The organism is Nesterenkonia haasae (assembly GCF_010119385.1).
GTDB lineage: Bacteria > Actinomycetota > Actinomycetes > Actinomycetales > Micrococcaceae > Nesterenkonia > Nesterenkonia haasae.
On the sequence record NZ_VFIE01000020.1, the window covers coordinates 18,959 to 42,317 of the forward strand.

The 23,359-nt window shown below is 60.3% G+C and carries 22 protein-coding genes; 13 read left to right on the plus strand and 9 right to left on the minus strand.

Annotation, left to right across the window (positions count from 1 at the left end; translation table 11 throughout):
* The first annotated feature begins 109 nt into the window (after positions 1-109).
* The 6 genes from FH975_RS08715 to FH975_RS08740 are packed head-to-tail and all read left to right on the plus strand — an operon-like array spanning position 110 to position 6,916.
* Positions 110-1,363, plus strand: coding sequence for a cupin domain-containing protein (locus FH975_RS08715; protein WP_162321031.1), 1,254 nt, complete (start codon positions 110-112; stop codon positions 1,361-1,363).
* A complete protein-coding gene (locus FH975_RS08720) occupies positions 1,360-2,409 on the plus strand; it encodes an aldose 1-epimerase family protein (protein ID WP_162321032.1) in 1,050 nt (349 codons plus the stop codon). The genes FH975_RS08715 and FH975_RS08720 overlap by 4 nt, the downstream gene beginning before the upstream one ends.
* On the plus strand, positions 2,406-3,923 hold the full coding sequence (locus FH975_RS08725) for a sugar ABC transporter ATP-binding protein (RefSeq protein ID WP_162321033.1): 1,518 nt from the start codon (positions 2,406-2,408) through the stop codon (positions 3,921-3,923). Before FH975_RS08720 ends, FH975_RS08725 begins: the two co-directional genes overlap by 4 nt.
* A complete protein-coding gene (locus tag FH975_RS08730; protein ID WP_162321034.1) occupies positions 3,920-4,903 on the plus strand; it encodes an ABC transporter permease in 984 nt (327 codons plus the stop codon). Before FH975_RS08725 ends, FH975_RS08730 begins: the two co-directional genes overlap by 4 nt.
* Positions 4,900-5,922 carry an ABC transporter permease gene (locus FH975_RS08735; protein ID WP_153077857.1) on the plus strand — a complete coding sequence of 341 codons (1,023 nt, stop codon included), beginning with the start codon at positions 4,900-4,902 and terminating at the stop codon, positions 5,920-5,922. Before FH975_RS08730 ends, FH975_RS08735 begins: the two co-directional genes overlap by 4 nt.
* A 13-nt stretch (positions 5,923-5,935) precedes the next feature.
* Positions 5,936-6,916, plus strand: coding sequence for a sugar ABC transporter substrate-binding protein (locus tag FH975_RS08740; RefSeq protein WP_153077856.1), 981 nt, complete (start codon positions 5,936-5,938; stop codon positions 6,914-6,916).
* Between the two features lie 77 nt (positions 6,917-6,993).
* Here the strand turns inward: FH975_RS08740 and FH975_RS08745 are convergent, their stop codons facing one another.
* The 8 genes from FH975_RS08745 to FH975_RS08780 form a co-directional block, all read right to left on the minus strand.
* Complete coding sequence (locus FH975_RS08745) at positions 6,994-8,034, minus strand: LacI family DNA-binding transcriptional regulator (RefSeq protein WP_153077855.1); 1,041 nt, start codon at positions 8,032-8,034, stop codon at positions 6,994-6,996.
* A 59-nt stretch (positions 8,035-8,093) separates the two neighbouring features.
* Positions 8,094-9,254 carry an L-rhamnose isomerase gene (gene rhaI / locus FH975_RS08750; RefSeq protein ID WP_162321035.1) on the minus strand — a complete coding sequence of 387 codons (1,161 nt, stop codon included), beginning with the start codon at positions 9,252-9,254 and terminating at the stop codon, positions 8,094-8,096.
* 6 nt (positions 9,255-9,260) lie between these two features.
* Positions 9,261-9,608: an L-rhamnose mutarotase gene (locus FH975_RS08755; protein WP_162321036.1), complete on the minus strand. Its 348-nt coding sequence runs from the start codon at positions 9,606-9,608 to the stop codon at positions 9,261-9,263.
* Between the two features lie 83 nt (positions 9,609-9,691).
* Positions 9,692-10,726 (minus strand): rhamnose ABC transporter substrate-binding protein, encoded by a 1,035-nt coding sequence (gene rhaS / locus FH975_RS08760; RefSeq protein WP_162321037.1) that lies wholly within the window; start codon positions 10,724-10,726, stop codon positions 9,692-9,694.
* Positions 10,723-11,799 (minus strand): ABC transporter permease, encoded by a 1,077-nt coding sequence (locus FH975_RS08765; RefSeq protein WP_162321038.1) that lies wholly within the window; start codon positions 11,797-11,799, stop codon positions 10,723-10,725. Before FH975_RS08765 ends, rhaS begins: the two co-directional genes overlap by 4 nt.
* A complete protein-coding gene (locus FH975_RS08770; RefSeq protein WP_162321039.1) occupies positions 11,796-12,830 on the minus strand; it encodes an ABC transporter permease in 1,035 nt (344 codons plus the stop codon). Before FH975_RS08770 ends, FH975_RS08765 begins: the two co-directional genes overlap by 4 nt.
* On the minus strand, positions 12,827-14,401 hold the full coding sequence (locus FH975_RS08775; RefSeq protein ID WP_162321040.1) for a sugar ABC transporter ATP-binding protein: 1,575 nt from the start codon (positions 14,399-14,401) through the stop codon (positions 12,827-12,829). The genes FH975_RS08770 and FH975_RS08775 overlap by 4 nt, the downstream gene beginning before the upstream one ends.
* 138 nt (positions 14,402-14,539) lie before the next feature.
* On the minus strand, positions 14,540-15,076 hold the full coding sequence (locus tag FH975_RS08780; protein ID WP_162321041.1) for an NADPH-dependent FMN reductase: 537 nt from the start codon (positions 15,074-15,076) through the stop codon (positions 14,540-14,542).
* Positions 15,077-15,126: 50 nt separating this feature from the next.
* Between FH975_RS08780 and FH975_RS08785 the strand changes: the two genes are divergently transcribed.
* Together FH975_RS08785 and FH975_RS08790 are read left to right on the plus strand one after the other, a co-directional pair.
* Positions 15,127-15,846, plus strand: coding sequence for a GNAT family N-acetyltransferase (locus FH975_RS08785; RefSeq protein ID WP_162321042.1), 720 nt, complete (start codon positions 15,127-15,129; stop codon positions 15,844-15,846).
* Between the two features lie 100 nt (positions 15,847-15,946).
* On the plus strand, positions 15,947-16,360 hold the full coding sequence (locus tag FH975_RS08790; protein WP_162321043.1) for a hypothetical protein: 414 nt from the start codon (positions 15,947-15,949) through the stop codon (positions 16,358-16,360).
* A gap of 133 nt (positions 16,361-16,493) precedes the next feature.
* On the opposite strand, the gene FH975_RS08795 is transcribed toward FH975_RS08790, so the two are convergent.
* Positions 16,494-17,525: a LacI family DNA-binding transcriptional regulator gene (locus FH975_RS08795; RefSeq protein ID WP_235928617.1), complete on the minus strand. Its 1,032-nt coding sequence runs from the start codon at positions 17,523-17,525 to the stop codon at positions 16,494-16,496.
* 116 nt (positions 17,526-17,641) lie between these two features.
* Between FH975_RS08795 and FH975_RS08800 the strand changes: the two genes are divergently transcribed.
* The 5 genes from FH975_RS08800 (at position 17,642) to FH975_RS08820 (ending at position 23,254) form a co-directional block, all read left to right on the plus strand.
* A complete protein-coding gene (locus FH975_RS08800) occupies positions 17,642-18,772 on the plus strand; it encodes an L-talarate/galactarate dehydratase (protein WP_162321044.1) in 1,131 nt (376 codons plus the stop codon).
* Positions 18,769-19,485, plus strand: a complete 717-nt coding sequence (locus tag FH975_RS08805) for a FadR/GntR family transcriptional regulator (RefSeq protein ID WP_162321045.1) — start codon at positions 18,769-18,771, stop codon at positions 19,483-19,485. The genes FH975_RS08800 and FH975_RS08805 overlap by 4 nt, the downstream gene beginning before the upstream one ends.
* Before the next feature lie 67 nt (positions 19,486-19,552).
* Complete coding sequence (locus tag FH975_RS08810; RefSeq protein ID WP_153077843.1) at positions 19,553-20,455, plus strand: LysR family transcriptional regulator; 903 nt, start codon at positions 19,553-19,555, stop codon at positions 20,453-20,455.
* A 122-nt stretch (positions 20,456-20,577) separates the two neighbouring features.
* Positions 20,578-21,531, plus strand: coding sequence for a 5-dehydro-4-deoxyglucarate dehydratase (kdgD, locus tag FH975_RS08815; protein ID WP_162321046.1), 954 nt, complete (start codon positions 20,578-20,580; stop codon positions 21,529-21,531).
* Positions 21,532-21,637: 106 nt separating this feature from the next.
* Positions 21,638-23,254: an aldehyde dehydrogenase (NADP(+)) gene (locus FH975_RS08820; protein ID WP_162321184.1), complete on the plus strand. Its 1,617-nt coding sequence runs from the start codon at positions 21,638-21,640 to the stop codon at positions 23,252-23,254.
* Positions 23,255-23,359: the final 105 nt, after the last annotated feature.

Here is a 23,359-nt window from a genome sequence, read left to right on the forward strand (position 1 = left end):
CGCCGTACCGGGCATCTTGGTCTTGACACGAAGAGATCTCTGTGACTATGGTCACTAGCAGCAATGGTTCATTGAACCAAATGGGCACTTTTGAAGACAGGACTTACTGATGACTAACGCAGGACCGTATGCAGACGTGACCTCCTCAGAAAACGCAATGGAGCGTGTGCTGGAGGCCGGCGGTGGAGTTCTCCGACTGGCTCCTACCTGGGTACCCCGTGCCTTCTGCACTCCCGGCAAGCGCCTCCGGCTCCACCCAGACGATTACTATCCCCTGGGCAAGGAACGCGGCGGAATTGATGAGCGCTGGTTGTCTTCCACTATCCGAGCTGAGAACGGTCCCCGCACGGATCCCTTCGAAGGGCTCAGCCTGGTTGTGGATCCCGAGGGAGGGGTCATTCCCTTCGATGAGTTCGTCGCCCACTTCAAAGAACAGGCCATCGGAACTCTGTGGAGCACGCATAAGGGATGGCCGATGTACTCAAAGTTCTTCGACAATCAGGCTCCTTTGCCATTCCATATTCACCACAGGGACGAGCACGCGGCGCTGGTCGGCAAGCCGGGCAAGCCAGAGGCGTATTACTTCCCTCCACAAATGAACAACCATATGGGGGAGTTCGGCTACACCTTCTTTGGGCTCCACCCAGAGACCACCAAACAAGATGTCCTAGACAAGCTGGAAGATTTCCTCACTGGCGGTGACAACAACATCACCAGCCTGTCCCGGGCCTACCGCATCACCCTTGGAACCGGATGGGATGTGCCCGCCGGCATCCTGCACGCTCCCGCGAGCGTCTGCACCTACGAACCGCAGGCTGCTTGTGATGTCTTCGCGATGACCGAGTCCTGGTCCAACCACCGCGAGGTTCCTGACGAGCTGCTGTGGAAGGACGTGCCGGAGGATCGCCGCGGAGATCTCGAATTCATCATCGAGCTCGTTGACTGGGAACGGAATGTGGAGAGTAGCTTCTTCGGCAGCCGTTTCACCCCGCCGGTAGAAACCACGGCTTCTGCGAAACATGTGGGGTGGACCGAAAAGTGGATCACCTACCGCTCGGAGAGCTTCAGTGCCAAGGAACTCACGATTCCGGCTGGAAGTTCCGCAACGGTTGAGGAGTCCGATGCCTATGGTCTGATTTGTGTGGCAGGCGCCGGCACCATCGGGGATCAGCCACTTTTCGCCTCGACAATGATCCGCTACGGACAGTTGACCTGTGACGAGTACTTCGTCACGGCCCCGGCCGCTTCAGCCGGTGTCACTCTCACCAATACCCACCCCACGGAGGATCTGGTGGTCCTGAAGCACTTCGGGCCAGGCAATGCGGAGTTGTCTCGCGAACGCAACTCGCTGGCTGTGGCATGAACACCAAGACCACATGGGAAGTCCCGCGCGGCGTCTACGGTATCTCCGCTGAGGAGTTGCCATACCGGGTCGGGTCGCTCAGCCAGCTGGCGCGGATTGAGAAGTTCAGCGAAGACGACGGCAAGGCCCGGGGCGCCCGCAGGTTGCGGATCGTGACCGGGGGTGGCCTTGAAGCTGATGTTCACCCCGACCGCGCGCTCGATCTCGGCCAGGTCAGCTATCAGGGTGTGCCTGTCGCCTGGATATCTCCTGCGGGGATCACCTCACCGGCACTGGGAGAAGCCCGTGGCACCGAATGGCTAAGGAGTTTCGGCGGTGGGTTGCTCGCCACGTGTGGACTCGACACTTTCGGTCCTCCCTCCTCAATCGGAGGCCGGGACTACTCCATGCACGGCCGCGTAGGCATCACTCCAGCAGTGTTGCAGGAGACTCGCATCGTCTCAGGAGAGTTGGTGATCCGCGGAGAGGTCCGCCAATCGACGGTTTTTGGCGAGAACCTGGTGCTGCGCAGGACCATCAGCGCTCCTCTTGGGGGCGCCTCGCTGACAGTGGAAGACACAGTGACCAATGAGGGCCCCAGTGAGGCAGGCCATATGGTGCTGTATCACGTCAATCTTGGATGGCCGCTGGTGAGCGAACAGGCTCAGCTGAACATCTCGTCAGCACACGTGACACCTCGCGACGACGACGCAGCCGCCGCAGTTGCCAGATGGCATGAGATCGAGCCACCCCAGTCTGGCTTCAAGGAACAGGTCTTTCTGCACGATGTCAGCAACCGGGCTGAGGCCTGCGCCACCATCGACAACCCCACCTTGGGCATCGCATTCAGTCTCCAGTTCGACACTGCAGCGTTGCCCGCGTTGCACCAGTGGAAGATGGCAGGTCACGGCCAATATGTGATGGGCCTGGAGCCTGCAAATACCTCACACGTTTACGGACGGCGCAGTGCCGAAGAATCAGCGGCCCTTCCAGTTCTAAGTGTCGGTGAAAGCACAACGTACCGAATGAGCTTCACCTTCGGCCCCTCACGACGGGAGCAGACATGATCACCCCCTCACCCACTGACACCCCTCCAGTACTGGACATGACGGGAATCACCAAGTCGTTTCCCGGAGTCAAAGCGCTTACTGACGTGGACTTATCCGTCAGTGCCGGAGAAGTCCACGCAATTGTCGGTGAAAACGGTGCCGGCAAATCCACTCTGATGAAAATTCTTGCAGGAGTCCATGGGCCGGACCGGGGCACGATCGCCTTAGATGGCGAGCAGGTGCATTTCTCCTCTCCTCTGGAGGCCAAAGCTCATGGCATTGGCATGGTGTACCAGGAAATTAACCTGGTACCCGACCTCAGCGTTGCTGAGAACATCGGTCTCGGTGATATGCCCAACTCTGCAGGTCTGGTCAAACGCAAGGCTTTGTCTCAGCGAGCCCAGGAAGTGTTGGACCAGCTGGGGACCAGAATTGATCCTCAGCAATTAGTCGGTCGGCTTTCGGTGAGCCAACAGCAGCTGGTTGAAATCGCCAAAATTTACGCGAGACAACCGCGCATCATGGTTCTGGATGAGCCGACGTCTTCGCTGAGCCAGCATGAGGCCAAAGCGCTCTTCTCCGTCGTCGAACGCATGCGCGCCAAAGGCATCGCGATCATCTACATAAGTCACCGGCTGCGTGAGGTGCTCGACATCTCGGACCGAGTGACTGTGCTCCGTGACGGCCGCATGATCGACTGCCGTCCCACCGCAGGCCTCACCCCGAAGGAGATGATCACGCTTATGGTCGGACGCGATCTGGACGATGTTTTCCCTAAGCGTGAGGTGGAGATCGGACAGCCCGTACTTGAGGTAAGGGAGCTCACCCGGGTAGGCCTTTTCGAGGACATTTCCCTGACTGTACGAGCCGGTGAGATTGTCGGCCTCGCCGGACTGGTCGGAGCCGGGCGAACGGAAGTCGCTCGCGCGATCTTCGGACTCGATCGCTTCGATTCTGGTTCGGTGCTGATCGATGGTGCGGAAGTCACCGTACGCAGTCCTAAAGCAGCGGTGCGAGCAGGCATCGCTCTGGTCCCGGAGGACCGCAAGCGCGACGGGGTAGCACTTTCCTTGACGGTGAAGGACAACATTGCCCTGCCGGTGCTCGATCAGGTAGCCGCCTTTGGCTGGGTTCTCAGAAGTCAGGAGAGGAGGCTGGCCCAGAAGAAGGCAGAGGATCTCTACGTGTCGCCTCCAGTGATCGAACGCACAGTGGCGACGTTCTCCGGTGGCAACCAGCAAAAAGTCGTCCTCGCGAAATGGCTAGCGACAAACCCCAAAGTTCTCATTCTGGATGAGCCCACACGCGGAGTCGATGTGGGTGCGAAATCTGATATCCACACCATCATCGGCGAACTTGCGGCAGAAGGCGTAGCTGTCCTCATGATCTCTTCAGAACTGCCCGAAGTGCTCGCAGTCAGCGATCGTGTCTACGTCCTGCACGAAGGCCGACTCACCGCCGAATTGTCCAGGGCAGATGCCAATGAGGAGTCAGTAATGACTGCAGCAACAGGGGAGGTGGCAGCACCATGACTTCCACATCCACCGTGCCTCCTCGAGCGACCGACGAAAAGAGGGCGAACAAGCTACTGGGAGGCGTCGCCCTGCCCGTTGGCATCCTCGGGTTGCTGATCGTTGGAAGCCTGCTCAGTGAGCAGTTCCTGACCACCCGGAACCTGACGAATGTCGTCATCAACATGTCGATTGTCGGGATCATCGTCGTGGGCATGACCTTCGTATTCATCGTCCGCGGACTGGCTGATCTCTCTGTGCCGGCCATGGTGGGGATCGGAGCTCTGCTTGCGCTGGGTCTCCAACCAGCCCTGGGCAGCGTGCTCGCCGCGCTGGTGGGGGTCCTCGCTGCATCATTGGCCGGTCTCATCAACGGCCTACTCATTGGTTATGCGCGACTCAATCCGGTGATTACCACCCTCGCAACCGGAACCATTGTGTTGGGTGTGGCACAGGCCGCTGTGGGCGGGGTCATTGTCTACGGAAATGATCCCGAGCTGCAGGCCTTTCTCACCGGCCGACTCATAGGTGTCCCCGTCATCGTGCTGATCTTTCTTGCGGTCGCCCTTGGTGGGCACCTCTTACTCTCCCGAACAACCTTCGGCCGGTGGGTATACGCCACCGGGTCCAATCCAGAGGCCGCCAGGGCCAGCGCCATTCCGCTGCAGTTCACGAAAGGGGCGGCGTTTTGGATGACGGCAACCCTATCGGGTTTCAGCGGCGTGCTGCTGGGCCTGACCCTGCAGACTGCGCGGCCCGGCGTCGGTGCGGGGTACGAGTTCGATGCCATCACCGCAGTCGTCGTCGGCGGTGTCAGCCTTCTTGGGGGTTTCGGCAGTATGCCGCGTGCCCTGGGCGGACTGCTGCTTGTCACGCTGCTGAGCAACATTATGGTTCTCAACGGCATCCCGACAGAGTCTCAGGGTCTGGTGATGGGTTCACTTATCGCAGCCGCCGTTGCCCTTGACGTCTACCTACGTCGCCGGGGAGGCGCCTCGTGAAATCGCTTAGGAAAGTTTTTGAAGTCCCAGCTGTTCTGACTCTGATCCATTACAGAGTTGTGCTCATTCTTGTGGCAACGGTGCTGCTTTCGGTGTCCTTCGTGCCGGGACTCACTGAGTTCAGAACGCTTAGCCTGAGCCTTGACCGGGCAGCGACCCTGGGACTCGTGGCAGTGGGGCTGACCGTCGTTCTGCTGTTGGGCAAGCTGGACCTCTCGGTGGGCTCCATCCTGGCCCTGTCGGGGATTGCGGCCATTGCCCTTCAACCCCAACTCGGTCAGTTCGGTGCAGCAGCAGCCGGAGTCCTCGTAGGCCTCTTAGCCGGGATACTCAACGGTTTTCTCGTGGTCGTGCTGCAGATCAATTCGTTGGTGGCCACCCTGGCCTCGATGATCTTCCTGCGGGCGCTGTGCCACTTCCTCACCGATTCCAATCCGATCAGCGGCAACGACCCACTGTTCGGACTGGCTGTTTCCAGGGCGCTGGGAGGCAGCTTCTCCCTCCGCACATTCATCTTCCTTCTGGCGATAATCCTGCTCTTCCTGTGGCTCACCTACACAGTCTCGGGTCGGCACACCTACGCAGTGGGAAGCAATGAGGACGCCGCGACGGCGTCCGGTATCCGCTCAGGGGCCTATGTCTTTGGTGCGTTCGTCTTCAGCGGCCTGATGTCCGGCATCGCTGGGGTCATGCAGTCATTGGCGACCAATACCGGATCACCTGTGTTCGGCAGCACCATCGCCCTCACTGCCATCGCCGCCGTCGTCATCGGAGGAACTCGACTCGAGGGTGGGCGGGGTTCCGCCCTCGGAACTCTCGGGGGCGTCCTCGTGCTCGCCGCCATCACGACGACTTTGGAGTATGAGTCTGTGGCTTCGTACTACCAGAACATCGTCACCGGCACCATTCTGTTGATCCTCATTCTGCTGGACCGCATCGCCTCGGACAGTCCGCGTTCGGCACTGTCTCTTTCATCATTGCTCCCAACCAGGGCGCAAAAACGATCACCTGCCCCATGAGAAAGGTAATGTCATGAAATCATCACTACGTTTTGGAGCCGTCGCTGCTGCCGGTGCCCTTCTGTTGACCAGTTGTGGAGGTGACAGCCCTGACAACGGCGACAACGGAGCAGAAGCCGCTGAGGGCTTGGACATCTGCTACGTCACCGCTGCCGAGTCACACGCCTACGTATCGCCCGCCAATGCAGCCTTTCAAGATGCAGCAGACGAACTCGAAGTCGATGTGACCCTGCTCAGTCAGGAATTCGAGGCACAAACCGGAACGGATCAGCTCCGCACATGCATCGGTCGCAATCCTGACGGAATCGTGCTGTGGCCCCTGGATCCCCAGGCCTACATTCCTGGCCTGGTAGAGGCCCAAGACGCCGGTATACCGCTGGTGCTGATCAACTCCCCCATGGATGAAGAAGCTGAAGGTCTCTACACCTCCTTCACCGGTCCTGATACCTACGAGCAGGGCCAATTGGCCGGAGATGTTCTGGACGAAGAGCTCGGCAGCGAAGGCAACGTGGTGATCATCGCCGGCCAGGCCGGTAACGGCACCACCATTGGCAGGACCGACGGGTTCAACGACAAACTCGAAGAACTCGGTTCGGATATCGAGGTTGTGCAGACGGTCAACGCTGATTTCGACCAGCAGCGCGCCTTGGAGCTCAGCCGCGACGTGCTCTCCCAACATGGAGACGACCTACAAGGGGTCTACGCCAACGACGACACTATGGCGCGTGGCTTCATCGATGCCTGGACGGAGTCCGGCCGGGATCTGGAAGACATGCCTGCGATTGTGGGCATCAACGGACAGCAGGACGCTTTCGAGAGCATTGAGGAGGGCTACTACACCGCGACCATCGTCCAGTCCCCGGAGGAAGACGGACGGCTAGCCCTGGAGACGATTGTTGGTGCAGCCACAGGGGAAGAGGTGGACAGCCGCATTCCGATTCCGCTCACCGTGGTGACCGAGGAGAATGTGGCAGACGAAGAGCCTGCCTTCTAGAGCCCGAACGGGCAACTTTGGTTCCCTGCGCGGAGAGGGTGAGTCACACGGTGGCTCGCCCTCTCCGCAAAAGTGCCCTAAGCAGTGTCGCGGATGACCAGCTCAGGTTGAAGAACCACGTGGTTGTTCCTCGGGAGGGCGCCGCCATCCCTGAAAAGTTCTAGGAGCATCCGCACTGCGGTAGCACCCAGAAGATCTCGTGGCTGACGAATCGTCGTCAGCGGCGGAGAAGCCACCGCCGCCCATTCGAGGTCGTCATACCCGATGACAGCGATATCATGCGGAACCCGGAGGCCCCGACCGTTGAGAGTTTGGAGAGCGCCCAAGGCCAGTAGGTCATTGGCGCACATGATGCCGGTCGGACGGATAGTCGGATCCATATCAGCAATGAGGTGTCCGGCTTCCCGCCCCGCGTCGACAGTCCAGGAGGCCGTTTCCAATACCTCGAACGAAATCCCCTGACGCTGCTCGACGACTGCGCGAACTCCATCAAGTCGGGCCCGGACCTTGAGCGAACTCTTGGGGTGGCCTACTAAAGCGATCGAAGTATGGCCGGTTTCCAGAAGGTACTGGGCCGCCAGAGCACCTCCGCGCTCATCGTCGACCACAACGCTCCACCCACCATCGGAGTGTTCGCCCACTCGGTCCACGAAAACCATGGGAACCCCCCTGTCGCGAAGCATCTGCAGGCGGGAAGATGATTCGTCGACCGGGGAGATGATCAGGCCCTGAACCCGCTGCTGGACCAACAGCTCGAGATTCTGGTTCTCGATGTGTGCGTCATAGGCGCTATTGGTGATGACTACGCCCATATCATTTTCCCGGGCAGCCTTCTCCGCTCCGAGTGCAACGTCCACAAAAAATGGGTTATTGAGATTTGCCAGGGCTATCCCCAGGGTGCGAACTCGTCCAGGTCGGTACTGGCGAGCCGTCTGCTGAGGACGGAATTTCAACTCATCGATAGCCGCCAAAACACGGTCGCGGGTGACGTCTTTAACATAGAACGGACGGTTGAGGACATTACTGACCGTCCCGGCGGAGACACCCGCCAGCTTGGCGACGTCGTGGATCGTCGACGACTCGTCGGGAGGCTTGCCGCCTGGCTGATCTTGGCTCATCGATCATTACTTTACTGGGCTCTGCGTTGTGACTGCCGAGCCCAACTCCAGCAGCAGTCCTACCAACTCATCTGAGTGCCGCCGACACGATCTGCTTCGATCTTCTCCTGATAGCCAGAAGCGGCGTAGGCCGCCATCGGGTCACCGGGCAGTCCGCGGGATTCGCGCCAAGCCGCAAGGTCGGCTCGGACGTCAGTGTAGAAAGCGTCCATGAACACCTGATGCGCTCCGAGGACGTCACCGGCGCTCTGTGCTTGGGCGAGTGCCTCACGGTCCACGAGCAGCGCGCGGGCGGTCATTTCCTGGACGTTGAGCACGCTGCGGATCTGGCCTGGAATCTTCTTCTCAATGTTGTGGCACTGATCCAACATGAAGGCAACCCCGGAGTCGGCTTCATACCCGCCACCGCGAATGACCTCAAAGAGGATCCGGAACAACTGGAACGGATCCGCCGAACCGACAATCAAATCGTCGTCGGCATAGTTGCGGGAATTGAAGTCGAAGGACCCGAGCTTGCCGACTCTCAGCAGCTGCGCGACGATGAACTCGACATTTGTGGTGGGCGCATGATGGCCGGTGTCCAAGCACACCAGCGCGTTGTCGCCCAGCGCCTGGACCTGCACAAGGGCCGTGCCCCAGTCCGGAACATCCATGTGGTAGAACGCTGGTTCAAAGATCTTATACTCCAGCACCAGGCGCTGGTCTGCGCTGAGCTGCGCATAGATCTTCTGCAGTGAGTCAGCGAGCCGATCCTGACGACTGCGGATATCAGCCTGGCCAGGATAGTTCGAACCATCAGCAAGCCAGATCTTCAGGTCACGGGAACCCGTCTCCCCCATAATCTCAATGCACTGAAGATGGTGGTCCACGGCCTTCTGCCGGATCACCGGGTCGTGATGAGTCAGCCCGCCGAATTTGTAATCGTCGTCCTGGAAAGTATTGGAGTTGATGGTGCCGATGTCGATGCCCTGATCAGCGGCGTAGCGAGTGAGCGTGCCGAAATCGTCCACCATGTCCCAAGGAATGTGCAGCGCTACCTCGGGAGCCAGGCCGGTGAACCGGTGCACTGTGGCGGCGTCGTCGATCTTCTCCTCCACGCTGCGCGGGGTGCCGGGTGAGCCGAAGACCTTGAACCGTGTGCCGGAGTTTCCGTACGCCCAGGAGGGAACCTCTATGGCCTGGTGCTCCAGCTGCGGGGCGATCTGTTCGAAAGTTGGCATATCTCCTCAGTTTCCTTCGAGCCTGGCTAGTTGATCTTCGAGGTGGAAGGCTTCTTCCAGCTCCACGAACCCAGTGTCCGGGCGGGCACCCTCGAGGTCCATAAAGAACCCCGCCATTTCCACCTGCCACTGGGCGTTGACCTCTTCGGCCTGCATGGCGGCCTGCGCGGCTTCCAGTGAGTCTGTTTCGAAGTATCCGATGAGCAGTCCGTCATGGCGCAGGAACAACGAGTAGTTGTGCCAACCGGAGCGTTTGAGCGCCCTGAGCATCTCTGGCCACACTTCTCGATGCCGATCCTTATACTCATCCAGTCGGTCCGGTTTGACCTGCAGCTGGAAACATACTCGTCGCATACTTTTCCTTTACTCCTTGGGGCCGGCTAACTGGAGCACCCGACCGCGTGTTTGCCGATCGGGCGCTCCAGCGCGACTGCGACTCAGAAGTCGAAGTCGTCGATGTTCTCGGAGTCAAAGACGAAAGGATCTCCCAGCAGGATTTCTCCGTCTTCACCCACCGTGTACTCACCCAGGCGGCCGGCTTCGAAAGTGTCACCCTCTTCGCCGCTGATCTCACCTGTCGCTACAGCGTGGGCTGCCCAGCCTGCGAGGTATCCGAGGTCTTCGGGGTTCCACAGTGCGAACGCCTCGACGGTGCCGTCCTCAACGTACTCACGCATCTGGTTTGGAGTGCCGAGACCTGTCACGAGGACTTCTCCGGCATAGTCAGAGTCTGAGATGTAGCGAGCAGCCGCAGCGATACCCACTGTTGTCGGTGACACGATGGCGTCAAGGTCAGAATGGGTCTGCAACAGCGCCGCAGTCTGATCGAAGGAACGCTGATCGTCGTCATCACCATAGGCGATCTCGACGAGTTCGATATCCGGGTGGTTAGCGTCGAGCTCTTCCTCCATCAGCTCGATCCACTGGTTCTGGTTGGTGGCGTTAGCCGAAGCGGAGAGGATCGCTATCTGCCCTTCACCATCAATCTGCTCAGCCACCATGTCTACCTGCGCCTGAGCGATCCCCTGCGCGTCAGCCTGATTCACGAACACGTCGCGGCAGTCGGGTCCGGTGTCAGAGTCGAACGTGACCACGGCGGCGCCCACTTCCCTCGCCTCATTGAGCGCATCGCAAGGAGCAGAAGGGTCACTTCCGGAAATCACAATGGCATCTTCGCCCTGCTGCGCAGCGGTGTTGATGTACTGCACCTGCCCGTCCGGCGTGTCCTCCTGGGGGCCCACTTCGGAGAACTCGCCGCCGAATTCGTTGACTGCGTCTTCACCCCCCGTATTTGAGGTGTCGAAGTATGGATTGCCGAGGTTCTTCGGAATGAAGGTGATGCTCAAGTCATCCCCTTCGGCATCTCCGTTGCCGTTTCCGTTCTCGTCACCCCCGCAGGCGGAGAGGACGAGCACCGCTGCCATTCCGGCAGCTGTCAATGCAGCCCGTGCGCTAAAAATGTTCCTCTTCATGGTGCTACCTTTCTCTTTTTGGGACTCCGCCGTTGGAGACCCGCAACAATTTGGGGAGTGATGACGGAGGCGATCAGCAAAATACCGATGATGATGTTGATGACATTGACCGTCACTCCTTCAAGCCGCAGCGCTGAGGAGATCACTCCGATCAGAAGCACACCCGCCAGGACACCGTGGAGCGCGCCCCGACCTCCAAAAATCAGCACCCCGCCGAGCAGCACTGCCGCGATCACTTCCAGCTCCAGACCCATCGCGTTGTCACCGCGGGAGTTGCCGAAGCGCAGCGTGTAGTAGATGCCTGCGAAAGCTGACACGCCACCGGACAGGATGAAAGTGATCATCTGGCTCCGCGCCACATTGACTCCGCTGAAGCGTGCGGTGAGATCGTTATGTCCGATGTCGTAGAGGCCTCGACCGAAGGGAGTGAAGTGCAGCAGGACCACGAAGACCAAGATCAGCACCACGACGGGAACCACCACAAGCGGGAGTCGGGTATCGCCCAGTGATGCTGTGGCCAGGGACGTCCATTGTGGGTCGAAGTCAGTCAGTGCAGTTGTGCCCAGCAGCCCAACGGCAAGACCTCGGAACAGCGCCAAGGTACCTATAGTCACCGCAAGTGAGGGCAGCTTCACATAGGCAACGAAGAACCCGTTGAAAGCTCCACAGGCGATGCCCACCACGATTGCCAGCAGCCCTGCCACAGGCAGAGACAAACCCCACTGGACATGCGCAATGCCCACCACGACCGAAGACAGGCCCATCACACTTGCCACCGACAGATCGATCTGTCCTGTGACGATGATCAGAGTCATCGGCAGCGCGATCATCAGCAGCGGCGCAATGTCCATCAGGAGATAACGGACAGTCAGTGGCCCGGAGAAGTTGTCCACCGAGATGTTCGCCCATATCCACACCAGCGCAAGTAGCGCAATGATCAGAAACTCTGTGGTGATAAAGGTGCGGAACCACCACGGGCGATGGAAGTCCTTGTAGGTGCGTGGGGCGGCGTCGCCCAGGGTCACGTTCTCTGCTGCGGGAGTGCCGGTCTCAGCGTGAGTGGTGCTGCTCATGTCTCATCCCTTGCTTCTTGAAGCTTGCGCGTCTGCCGTGCAGCCAGATAGCGATCCAGGACGATCGCGCCGATGATCAGTGCACCGACCACAGCCCGCTGCCAAAAGTCCGGCACGCCCATGATGGGCAGGGTCCGGTTGATGGTCATCAGCAGGATCGCGCCCAGTGCCGCGCCCCAGACCGTGCCGGAGCCGCCGAAGATCGCGACACCGCCGATGACGGCGGCCCCGATGGCGTTGAGTTCCCAGGTCATGCCGGCTCCAGCGCTGACAGTGCCGTACCTCGCCGCGTACATCACCCCGGCAAGTCCTGCGAGGGCGCCGCCGATCACGAATGCCACAATAATCCGCTTAGTCGATGGCAGCCCGTAGAGCGTCGCGGCCTCTGGATTCGAACCAATGGCGTACATTTCCCGCCCACTGCGGGTGGAATTGAGCCAGTAGACCGCTGCGATCAGCACAACGACCGCTGCGATGGTCAGCAGTGGGATAGTGGCGATCTGCATAGTTCCCAAATTGAGGAACTCTCGCGGCATGTCTGAGGCGTTGATACGGTCGCTGCCCGCCCAGGTGAGAACGACGCCGCGGTAGATATACATGGTGCCCAGGGTCACCACCAGCGCAGGCACCTTGCCGAAGGCGACGAGGAGCCCGTTGATCAGACCAAGGCCCGCTCCCACTGCGACACCTATGAGGATGACCCCAATGATCGGTATCCCAGGGAAGTCGATGAAAAGCCGACCGGTCATATACGCGGTGATGGCAAGTGTGGAACCGACGGAGAGGTCAACGTTCCGGGTCACGATGACGATTGCTGAGCCGATGGCCAGAACCATAAGAATGGAGGGGGTCAGGAGTAGGTCCCGCCAACCCTGGGAGCTGAAGAGGAAGTTCTGATTCAAGCTCGTGGCAGTCGCGATGACTGCGAGGATCACCAGAACAATAGCCATCTCGCGGGAAGTCACCACGTTCTTGGCGAACCTTTGGGCGTTCCGCATGTGGCTGGGTTTGGAGAGCGCTACTGTGCTCATCTGCCGTTCACCTCTCCTGCGGTCGCCAAGTGGTCAGCCGGGCTGGATCCAGAGTTCTCAATCGCTTCTTCACGACGGACTGTGGCAGCGTGCATGACCTTCTCCGGCGTCGCGTCTTCGCGGGCCAGCTCGGCAGTGATTCTGCCTTCACTGACGACCAGTACGCGGTCAGCCATGCCGAGCACCTCGGGAAGCTCTGAGGAGATCATAAGAATCGCCATTCCTTCTCCCGCCAATTGGGACAGCAGGCGGTGTACTTCAGACTTAGTCCCGACATCGATGCCTCGGGTGGGCTCGTCGATGATGAGCAGCTTGGGATCGGTGGCCAGCCATTTCGCGATCACCACCTTCTGCTGGTTGCCGCCGCTCATGGTGGCGGCGTTCATGGACATAGCCGCGGTCTTGACCTGCAGGCGTCCGGCCCAGGAGGAGGCCGCGCGGTTTTCCGCCGAGCGGGTGATGATGCCGAATTTCTGGAGATGTCCTCGGATAGCAGCACCGATGTTCTCGGCAACCGAGGATTCGACGACTAGGCCCTGTTGGCGGCGATCTTCGGGAACCAGCGCCATGCCGGCTTCGATCGCTGCGGCCGGTCTGTGTTTGGGGATGTGCTGACCTGCGAGCTTCACTGTTCCAGAGTCGTAGGGGTCCACCCCGAACACCGCCCGCGCTATTTCGCTGCGACCAGCACCGACGAGGCCCGCCAGGCCGACGATCTCTCCGGCGCGGACGTTGAAGGACACATCGTGGAAGGTTCCTGCGGAGTTGAGGCCCTCGACCTCGAGCACCGCCTCGCCGATCTCTGCGGGGGTCTTGGGGTAGAGATCTTTGACCTCTCGGCCGACCATCATGGTGACCAGCTCGTCATTGGTGGTCTCGTCTGTCGCCACCGTCCCGATATACGAGCCATCACGCATCACGGTGATCGTGTCGCTGAGGTCAAAGACCTCGTCAAAGCGGTGCGAGATGAACACGATTCCACGGCCTTCGTCGCGCAGGCTGCGGGTGACGTTGAAGAGACGTTCCACCTCCATCCCGGAGAGCGCCGCGGTGGGCTCGTCCATGATGAGCAGGTGTGCGTCCAAGGAGATCGCCTTGGCAATCTCGATGATCTGCTGATCCGCAATCGACAGGCCCTGGGCGGGGCGGTGGGGGTCAAGATCAACCCCCAGCCTGTCAAAGATGCGCAGAGCCTCATTGACCATGGCGTGCTTGTCGATACGTCGACCGCCGCCCAGGGGCTGCCGGCCCATGAAGATGTTCTCGGTGACTGAGAGGTCCGGGAAGAGCGTGGGCTCCTGATAGATGACCGCGATGCCTGCCGCTTTGGCATCTGCCGTTGAGGAGAACTCGGCTCCAGCTCCCCGGAAGCGGAAGACACCCTCGTCACGCTTGTGCAGCCCGGCCACAATTTTGATGAGCGTGGATTTTCCTGCGCCGTTTTCCCCGACGAGGGCGTGCACGGACCCTGGGTGCACAGTCAGTGTTCCGTCAGCGAGCGCCACCACACTGCCGAACGTCTTTCGCACGCCTTCAAGCTCGAGGACAGGGACGTCCGCATCTGTGACCATGAATCCTCCGGGTGCAAGTGACAGAGATGAGCCGATTTCCTAGGGTTCTAGCAAGACACAGTCTAAATCGATTCAATTTGTGATCCCGATCATAGAACCACTGAGGTCACCTGTCAACGTGGCCCCTCGCCTGAGGTTCTAACTCTGCACAAACTCCGTGAATGCCTCCACGTAGGCCCGGGCGCGGCGAGTCGTTTGGGGGTCGGCGGTGCCGTCGTCGTTGAAAGTCTCAGCTGTGGCATGCACGGCCAGCAGTGGTCTCCCCATAAGCTCGACTCCCAGAGGCGGCAGGAACTGGCGGATCTGAGACTGGCCATTAATGGTGCCGAACCGACCAGGTGAGGCACCTGCGATTCCCAGTTTGAGCCCGGCGAGCTGGCCCTGCTTGGGCGGACGGGACAGCACATCGACTGCGTTCTTCACCGCGGCTGGAAAAGACTGGTTGTGCTCCGGAGAAACAATCAGCAGTCCATCAACCTGGGCCACCTCGTCCTTGAAATCTCGCAGAACCTGAGGGAAGTCTTTGTCCATATGCCGGTCGTAGATCGGCAGCGCAGTGATGTCGATCTCTGTGAGCTCCGCATGGGCCGGGGCCTGGTCCACAAGGACTCCTGCCAGCTTCCGGTTGATGGAATCCTGGGCAAAGCTTCCGACGATGTATCCGATGTTCACCATCGCCCCACCGTACCTGTCCGCATCTCAGTCAGGCTCAGTAGTCTGGGTCCATGACGGGATTAGCTGCCCACACCGAACAGATCATTCTGCTGGCCTGGTCCAGGATCCTCGGTTTGGAAGATACGGCGTTGGCCGCTGCCAGCCCTGACGGACACCGGATTGAGGCCGAGAACGACGACGCCGCGGCAGTGAGTCTGGTCCAGATCTTTGGCAGGACGGTGCTGTACGGACCACGTTCCCTGCTGGACGCTGCACGGGGGATGCCGGACGAGGTGCTTGCCCTGGAGTCGCGGCTATTGCAACTGGCGCGGACTCAGTATCCGGGAGCTCGTATCCTCGGTGAGGCGCATCTGCTCTATTGCGAGGAGCCACCGGAAATCCAGGGGTCGGACAAGGTCTCAGTGTCTTTCGACACGGAACATGTTCAACGGCTAATGGCCCGATCCCCGGCCGACGATGTCGCCAGATCTGGACTGGAAGACTCTGCGTGGACGGCCGCCGTGGTTCGTGACGACACCGGTGAAGTGATGTCGGCGGCTGGCCGGCACGTCTGGCAGGAGGTGCTGGGGCATCTGGGAGTCTTGACCCACCCTGATCACCGAGGCCTCGGGCTGGGCCGGTTTGCGGCCGCGGTTGCAGTGGAAGAGGCATTCGTCGCTGGGCTGATTCCGCAATGGCGTGCCGCTGCCGAATCTCCGGGCTCACTGCGCATGGCGATAAGCCTCGGATTCTCCGAGGTCGGCCACCAGACCACCGTGACTCTGGACTGAGCTCCACTCGGTCTCTGGCGCGTTCAGCTCACGGCCGCCGAACAGGTCACGCACCCTCCGCGTGGTGAGGTCCAGCCAGCTCTGTGGAAAAGTGGGGTCTATGACAGAGGAACTGCCATCCCCCGCATTCGGACGCCGCCCCCTGTATGGACTAGCAGCGGGTCTCGCTCTCGCTCTCCCCATGGCTGCGGTGGCGTACCTTTTTGGGCTTTTTGACGTCAACCCCGACGTCGAGGCCTCCGCCTTCCAGGTGGCGCTGCCGTTGCTGGGTGAAAGTGCCGCGGCAGGTCTTGTCGGCGGCTTGATGGGTGCCGTCACTCGGTGGTTCTGGGGCACTGGCGAGCTCGGCGCCGCGGTGACCGCGGGTGTCGGTGCCGCGGGTGTGGGCGCGATGGTCACCTTCGGGATTTTGGCAGCCACACTCGTGCCCTTCGCCCAGATTGCGTGGATACTGCTTTTGGGCGGAGTCATCGGATGGTCAAGCATTCTTACGGATCGTCATCAGGAAGCCTGAACCGTCTACCGGCGTCGCGGACGCTGGGGTGATCAGCGCTCACAAGGGCATTCATAAGTGACGCCCCGAGATGACCGAGAACACCTACCGAGAACTGCCACGCAATCCTGTTCTCCCTTCCGGTGCGGTCACCTCACGAGGGTGTGCTCGCCGGTTCTGATTCCATTCCGGTGGACTCTCTAGCCACGAGTGTCGGAGTAAACATCGGGTGCTCGGCATGGACTTTCGGGTCGTCAATGGCAGCGAGCAGCAGATCTGCCGCACAACTGCCAATTTCCACAGCGGGCTGACGCACTGACGTCAGGGGGATAGCAGCCGAAACAGCGAAAACAATATCGTCGTAACCCATCAGAGCAATGTCATCGGGGACTGAGATGCCTGAGCGCACTAATTCTTGCAGAGCCCCTAGCGCCACTAGATCGTTGGCGGCGAAGATCGCATCGGGACGCTGATGCGCAGGGCGGGACATCAGCGCGTGAGCCCCCCGACGCCCGGATTCGACGTCCATTGCGCCAGTATCCAGATACTCCACCGTCACCCCCTCACGCCGCTCAGCCACCATGCGAGCGCCAGAGAGCCGGTCAGCGACCTGTCGGATAGTGCCCGGACCTCCGATGACCGCAAGGCGACGGCGTCCGCGTGCAACGAGGTGCTCCGCCGCAAGCTGTCCCCCGTGAATGTCGTCAGTGGAAACCGAAGAGAACTCCCGCTCGCCGCTTTTGCGGTCAACGATCACCACTGCTGTTCCGCGTTTTCTCAGTTGACGGAGCCGATTCATGACATTGCCAACGGGGGAAATCAGGATGCCGGAAACTCTCTGCTCTTCAAAAAGATTGAGGTAGCTGAGTTCACGTTCCTTTTGCTGCGCGGAGTTGCCGAGCAGAAGCGGGCGCTGCGTACCCGCCAGTGATAGCTCTGCGCCCTGCGCCACTCCGGCAAAAAACGGGTTTGCCACATCGAGGACGATCATTCCTACGGCGCGGTTGCCGCGTTGGCGCAACTGGCGTGCGGCGTCGTTGCGCACGTAACCAAGTTCTTTGATAGCCGTCAACACACGCGCACGTGTCACCGGAGAAACCTTCTCTGGGTGGTTCAGCGCATTGGAGACTGTGGCTGGCGAGACGCCTGCATGAGCCGCTACGTCACGCACCTGAGCCATTGCCATGGGGAAAGAATACATGCGCCGCACAGCGGAGAGTTCGTCACTTCTCAGATTCCACCGCGAGAGACGAAACGCTGTCAATACTTGTCGTACATGTTCCCTACCTATACGATTACTCCATGGCGTATCGAGCTGACTCAGTCACCCACATCACACTTTCGACGGCGACACTCCCCCTGAGAACTCCCATTTCGGATGCAAAAGTCTTCACCGGGCGCCAGCGCCCGATGACCGAGGTGGTCTTCCTCTTCGCCGAGATCACTACGGCCCAGGGCTACGAGGGTTTGGGGTTCTCCTACTCCAAACGCGCAGGAGGCCCTGCACAGTACGCTCACGCACGGGAGGTCGCGGAGAATCTCCTAGGCGAAGATCCCAGTGATATCGCCAAGGTGTACGACAAGCTCCTCTGGGCAGGAGCCTCAGTCGGTCGTTCCGGAGTAGCCACACAAGCGTTGGCGGCCATCGACATCGCACTCTGGGACCTGAAAGCCAAGCGCGCCGGACTGCCACTGGCCAAACTCTTGGGCTCCTATCGCGATTCTGTGCGCACCTACGACACCTCTGGAGGGTTTCTGCACGCTTCCATCGAAGAAATTACCGAACGTGCCACAGCGTCCCTGGCGGCGGGGATCGCTGGAATCAAGATCAAAGTGGGACTGCCGGATACCGCCGAAGACCTGAGACGAGTACGCGCTGTGCGCGAGCACCTGGGACCTGATGTGCCGTTGATGGTAGATGCCAATCAGCAGTGGAACAGGTCTACTGCGCTGCGCATGGGCCGCGCGTTGGAAGAGTTCAACCTCACCTGGATCGAAGAACCATTGGACGCCTACGACTCCGCTGGTCACGCCGCGCTCGCTGCAGCGCTGGATACGCCAATCGCAACCGGTGAGATGTTGGCCTCCGTAGCGGAACACGAACAGCTCATCGCGGCCAAGTCGTGTGACGTCCTCCAGCCTGATGCACCACGAGTGGGTGGCATCACTCAGTTTCTGCGGCTCTGCACACTGGCGCACAGCGCAGGACTTGACCTCGCGCCGCACTTCGCCATGGAGATCCATGTGCATCTGGCCGCCGCCTACCCCCACGAACCCTGGGTGGAGCATTTCGACTGGCTGGATCCACTGTTCAATGAGCGCCTCGAAATAGAGGGCGGCCGCATGTTGGTGCCGCACCGCCCAGGTTTGGGATTCTCCCTCAGCGAGCAGGCACGCGCATGGACCACCGATTCGGTGGAATTGACCACATGAAAGCACCTCGGCGTAGCGATGTTCTCGCAGAAGGCCTGCGTGAACAGATCATGTCGGGAACTATCTCAGCGGGTCAGAAGCTCCCCAGTGAATCGGCACTCATCAGCGAGCATCACGTCAGCCGGACAGTCGTGCGCGAGGCTCTGGGCAGGCTGCACGCAGAAGGGCTCATCACCACTCGTCGTGGCCTTGGAAGCTTCGCTCTGACACCACCGCCGGCGCATACTGCGGCTTCACATCGCCCCGTACGCAGCCTGCGGGACCGGCTCGATGTCATCGACTATCGCTTGGCACTGGAACCTGAGGCCGCGGCGTTGGCCGCGCGCCGCTGCAGCAGCTCGCAAGCACCTGACCAGCAGCTCTCAGCGCTGATCGCCACCTGTCACGGTTTCGCCAGCTCCGCGGAGAACCCAGCTCAGGCTATTCAGCACGATTTCTCTTTCCACCGCAGTATCGCCCTGCTCAGCGGAAACCCCTACCTCTCGGACGCCTTGGACTCGTTGGGACCGGTCATGATTTCCATGCCCCGGACCAGGCTTGAGGGATCGGATTCAGAGCACGGTCGTCAACGGCACGAGCTGGCAGCGTGGGAGCACCAACAGATAATTGACGCAGTCGTCGCCGGCGACAGCGCCGGTGCAGCCGCCGCCATGCGTGTGCATCTGGGAAATTCTCGCCGCCGAGTCATTGGCGAGCACGGGGAGAAGAGCTGAAATCCCCCGGCACGCTATGATACCTAAACGACCACAGGCATCATTCCAATAATGCTGGGAACGCATCATGTTTACTCTGGACCAAATTCGCAGCTTCGTCGCGGTCGCTGAAGAACTGCACTTCGGCCGTGCCGCCCAACGGCTGCACATGACCCAACCTCCTCTCAGTCGGCAGATCCAGAAGCTGGAGAAAACTGTCGGCGTACACCTCATTGAGCGGGACAATCGCAAAGTCTCCCTCACGGTGGCCGGAACAGCTTTCCTTGATGAAGCCCGCAAACTTCTTGTCACGGCCGATCAAGCACCCCTGACGGCCCAGCGTGTGGCCCGTGGTCAGGCTGGACTGCTGCGTATGGGATTTACTGCAGCCTCTGGCTTCAGCGTTCTGGGAGAACTCTTGACCACGATGAGTGAACACATCCCCGATGTGGAGATTGATCTGCGCGAAATGGTGACTCGAGAACAGCATGAGGCGCTCAATGCCGGCGAGTTGGACGTGGGGCTCGCCCGTCCGCCGGTTGATCTTGATCAGTTCTCAGCGCATTTGCTCCAAACTGAAGCTCTGCAGCTCGCTGTTCCCGAGGACCATCCACTGACTGAACTGGACAGAACCATTCAGGGCCGGGACCTCAAAGGCGTACCTTTGATCATGTACTCCCCCATCAAGGCGCGATACTTCTACGATCTGGCCATCCGACACGTTCCTATCCAACATGGCAACGTCGTCCACACCGTCAGTCAGATTCTGACCATGGTGTCTTTGGTGGCAGCTGGTCGCGGAGTGGCCTTCGTCCCAGAATCGGCTGCGCGTCTGGGAATCGGCGGAGTCCGCCACCTGCCGTTGGGAGGCAAAACCGACGAGGCAGTAGAGCTCCACGTGATCTGGCGCAAAGATCAACGGAATCCAGCCGTCAGACAGCTTATGGACGCACTGGCAGAGAACCGACTCGGTGATGCTCGTGAAGCATAAATCCATCCAATGAAAACCTTGGACGCGCATCACTGACGAGTTTTACAGTGGTCGGTGACACATGCTTCCATACGGCGCGCCTGGCTCAGGCATACCGCCGAAGACGAGAATCAGGACAAACCGTGCCCCGTTATACGCCTCATGAACTGGCCCATCATCTCAAAGACGGCCTACTGTCCTTCCCCGTCACGCCTTTCACAGAAGACCTGCAGCTCGACGAGGAGGCTTACCGAACGCACCTCAACTGGCAGGCTCGCCAGGGTGTGGCCGGATTGTTTGCCGCAGGGGGTACCGGAGAAGGCTTCAGCCTCTCTCCGGAGGAAAATGCTCGGGTGGTGCAGCTGGCAGTCGAAGAGGCAGGCGGCGTCGTTCCCGTGCTCGGCTCAGCAGGAGGTGCCACCTACCAGGCGGTGCGAAACGCCCAGGCTGCGGAAGCTGCAGGATGCGAAGGGCTTCTGCTGCTGCCTCCGTACCTGACCGAATGTGACCAGCAGGGCTTGGAGGCTCACGTTGATGCAGTGTGCTCCTCGACCAACTTGGCGGTCATTGTCTACAACCGGGCCAACGCCGTCTATTCTGCTGAAACCGTTGTACGCCTGGCCCAGAAGCATGAGAACTTCATCGGCTTCAAGGACGCCACCGGAGATATCGAAGCAGTGACTCGCGTCGTCGCCACTGCCGGTGATCGTCTGTTCTACCTCGGCGGTCTCCCCACTGCCGAGACCTTCGCCCTTCCCATGCTGCAGTTGGGGATGAGCACCTACTCATCAGCGCTCTACAACTTCGCACCCGAATTCGCACTGGAGTTCTATGGCGACGTTCGCCGTCAGGACCGCTCCGCGGTCACTGAGAAGCTCAACCGGTTCGTCCTGCCGTACTTGGAGATCCGGGACAGGGTCAAAGGTTATGGTGTTTCCATAGTGAAGGGTGGCCTCAAGGCAGTCGGGCGTAACCCCGGTCCCGTGCGCCCTCCGCTTCAGGACCTCACGGAGCAGGATGTCGCTGACCTTTCAGCATTGATCGAGGCCGCCGAGATTCGTCCTCGCGCCGAAGCATCGGCACCCGCCGGGGTCTGAACGAGCGCGAGGTTTCTCCATGCGGCCCTTGTGCTAGACAGAGACTATCGGGCATATGACCAAGCGCAGCAAGAACATGGCGCAGAATGAGACCAAGGAGCTGAGTATGACCCATCACACAGCAGCAGCAACTCACCTTTCCGGAGAGTCGATCATCGCAGGGCAGCGCGTAGCTGGAACGGGCAAAGCCGTGAGTGGAGTGAACCCCGCAACCGGTGAGGCTTTGGAACCTACCTATCAGCTGATCGATGAATCCCAGCTAGCGCAGGCAACAGCCGCGGCGGCGGAAGCTTATCCGTCCTTTTCTGCATTGACGCCGCAGGAACACGCGGCCTTCTTGGAATCCGCTGCCTCGAAGATCGACGCACTCGGCGATGCCCTCACCCAACGCGTGATGGCGGAGACCGGCCTCCCAGAAGCGCGGGCGAATATGGAGCGGGGTCGCACGGTCAACCAGCTGCGCCTCTTTGCTTCCGTGGTCCGGCAGGGTGACTTCCGCGGAGTGCGGGTAGACCCCGCGATTCCAGACCGGACACCGATGCCCCGACCAGAGGTTCGTCAACGCAAGATACCTCTTGGGCCCGTCGCCGTATTCGGTGCGTCGAACTTCCCCTTGGCTTTCTCTGTGGCTGGCGGCGACACCGCCTCAGCCCTCGCCGCAGGGTGCCCTGTGGTCTTCAAAGCTCACAACGCACATCCCGGAACATCGGAAATGGTCGGACGCGCGATTTCCGATGCGGTGGCCGAGGCAGGTCTGCATCCCGGTGTGTTCAGCTTGATCTACGGCGCAGGTTCCTCGATCGGCCAGTCGCTGGCTTCCGACCCGGCGATCCACGCTGTCGGTTTCACCGGCTCACGTGCTGCGGGAGTCTCCCTCATGAAGGCAGCAGCAGCCCGCGAGGTGCCGATCCCGGTCTACGCCGAGATGAGCTCCATCAACCCGGTGTTCTTCTTCGAGGGTGTGCTGCAGAAAAGCCCAGAAGACCTCAGTGAACTCGCCAAGGCGTATCTGGCCTCGGTGACCGGTTCCTCCGGACAGCTCTGCACTGCCCCAGGCTTGGTGTTCGTGCCTGCCGGGGCCCGCGGGGACGCTTTCTTAGAAGCGGTGGGTGAAGCCTCCGCGGCAGCTGCTGGCCAGACAATGCTGACTGCATCGATCGCTGATTCCTGGAATGCCGGCGTCGAACAGCTCGCCGCTCAGGCTGGGGTCGACCTTGTCGGTCGCGGTGCTGAGGGGGCTACTAAAAACGCTCCGGCACCGGTCATTTACCAGGCCAGCAGTGAGCAGTTCCGGGACAACCCGGTTCTGCATGAAGAGATCTTCGGGGCCGCGTCGTTGGTCATCCGGTACACGTCCACTGAGGATTTGGTCACCACTGCGAGCCGTCTGGAAGGGCAGCTCACCGCGACCCTGCACTTGACGGAATCCGACTATTCCTCAGCTGCACCTCTGGTGCCGGTCTTGGAAGGGAAAGTTGGACGCATCCTGGCCAATGGGTGGCCCACTGGAGTGGAGGTCAACCACGCCATGGTCCACGGTGGCCCGTTCCCGGCAACTTCGGATTCACGGACCACCAGCGTGGGAACACTGGGCATCGAGCGATTCCTTCGCCCCGTGGCTTACCAGAATCTCCCGGAAGAGCTGCTCCCGGCGCCAGTCAAGGCAGATAATCCTTGGAACCTGAATCGCCGCGTGAACGGTGATCTCCAACTGGAGAGCTGATCTGACGGCTCCCCTAAGGGTTCGGCCCCGCTTCCTCCTCCTGAGGTCGCGGGGCCGAATTATTGGCATTCAGCGCAGCTGAGGGTTAAAGTCTTGCACTGGTCA

Coding starts and splice junctions, on each gene's coding strand:
- FH975_RS08715 (WP_162321031.1), top strand. CDS start 110: ATGACTAACGCAGGACCGTATGCAGACGTGACCTCCTCAGAAAACGCA.
- FH975_RS08720 (WP_162321032.1), top strand. CDS start 1,360: ATGAACACCAAGACCACATGGGAAGTCCCGCGCGGCGTCTACGGTATC.
- FH975_RS08725 (WP_162321033.1), top strand. CDS start 2,406: ATGATCACCCCCTCACCCACTGACACCCCTCCAGTACTGGACATGACG.
- FH975_RS08730 (WP_162321034.1), top strand. CDS start 3,920: ATGACTTCCACATCCACCGTGCCTCCTCGAGCGACCGACGAAAAGAGG.
- FH975_RS08740 (WP_153077856.1), top strand. CDS start 5,936: ATGAAATCATCACTACGTTTTGGAGCCGTCGCTGCTGCCGGTGCCCTT.
- FH975_RS08745 (WP_153077855.1), bottom strand. CDS start 8,034: ATGAGCCAAGATCAGCCAGGCGGCAAGCCTCCCGACGAGTCGTCGACG.
- rhaI (WP_162321035.1), bottom strand. CDS start 9,254: ATGCCAACTTTCGAACAGATCGCCCCGCAGCTGGAGCACCAGGCCATA.
- FH975_RS08755 (WP_162321036.1), bottom strand. CDS start 9,608: ATGCGACGAGTATGTTTCCAGCTGCAGGTCAAACCGGACCGACTGGAT.
- rhaS (WP_162321037.1), bottom strand. CDS start 10,726: ATGAAGAGGAACATTTTTAGCGCACGGGCTGCATTGACAGCTGCCGGA.
- FH975_RS08765 (WP_162321038.1), bottom strand. CDS start 11,799: ATGAGCAGCACCACTCACGCTGAGACCGGCACTCCCGCAGCAGAGAAC.
- FH975_RS08770 (WP_162321039.1), bottom strand. CDS start 12,830: ATGAGCACAGTAGCGCTCTCCAAACCCAGCCACATGCGGAACGCCCAA.
- FH975_RS08775 (WP_162321040.1), bottom strand. CDS start 14,401: ATGGTCACAGATGCGGACGTCCCTGTCCTCGAGCTTGAAGGCGTGCGA.
- FH975_RS08780 (WP_162321041.1), bottom strand. CDS start 15,076: ATGGTGAACATCGGATACATCGTCGGAAGCTTTGCCCAGGATTCCATC.
- FH975_RS08785 (WP_162321042.1), top strand. CDS start 15,127: ATGACGGGATTAGCTGCCCACACCGAACAGATCATTCTGCTGGCCTGG.
- FH975_RS08790 (WP_162321043.1), top strand. CDS start 15,947: ATGACAGAGGAACTGCCATCCCCCGCATTCGGACGCCGCCCCCTGTAT.
- FH975_RS08795 (WP_235928617.1), bottom strand. CDS start 17,525: ATGGCAATGGCTCAGGTGCGTGACGTAGCGGCTCATGCAGGCGTCTCG.
- FH975_RS08800 (WP_162321044.1), top strand. CDS start 17,642: ATGGCGTATCGAGCTGACTCAGTCACCCACATCACACTTTCGACGGCG.
- FH975_RS08805 (WP_162321045.1), top strand. CDS start 18,769: ATGAAAGCACCTCGGCGTAGCGATGTTCTCGCAGAAGGCCTGCGTGAA.
- FH975_RS08810 (WP_153077843.1), top strand. CDS start 19,553: ATGTTTACTCTGGACCAAATTCGCAGCTTCGTCGCGGTCGCTGAAGAA.
- FH975_RS08820 (WP_162321184.1), top strand. CDS start 21,638: ATGACCCATCACACAGCAGCAGCAACTCACCTTTCCGGAGAGTCGATC.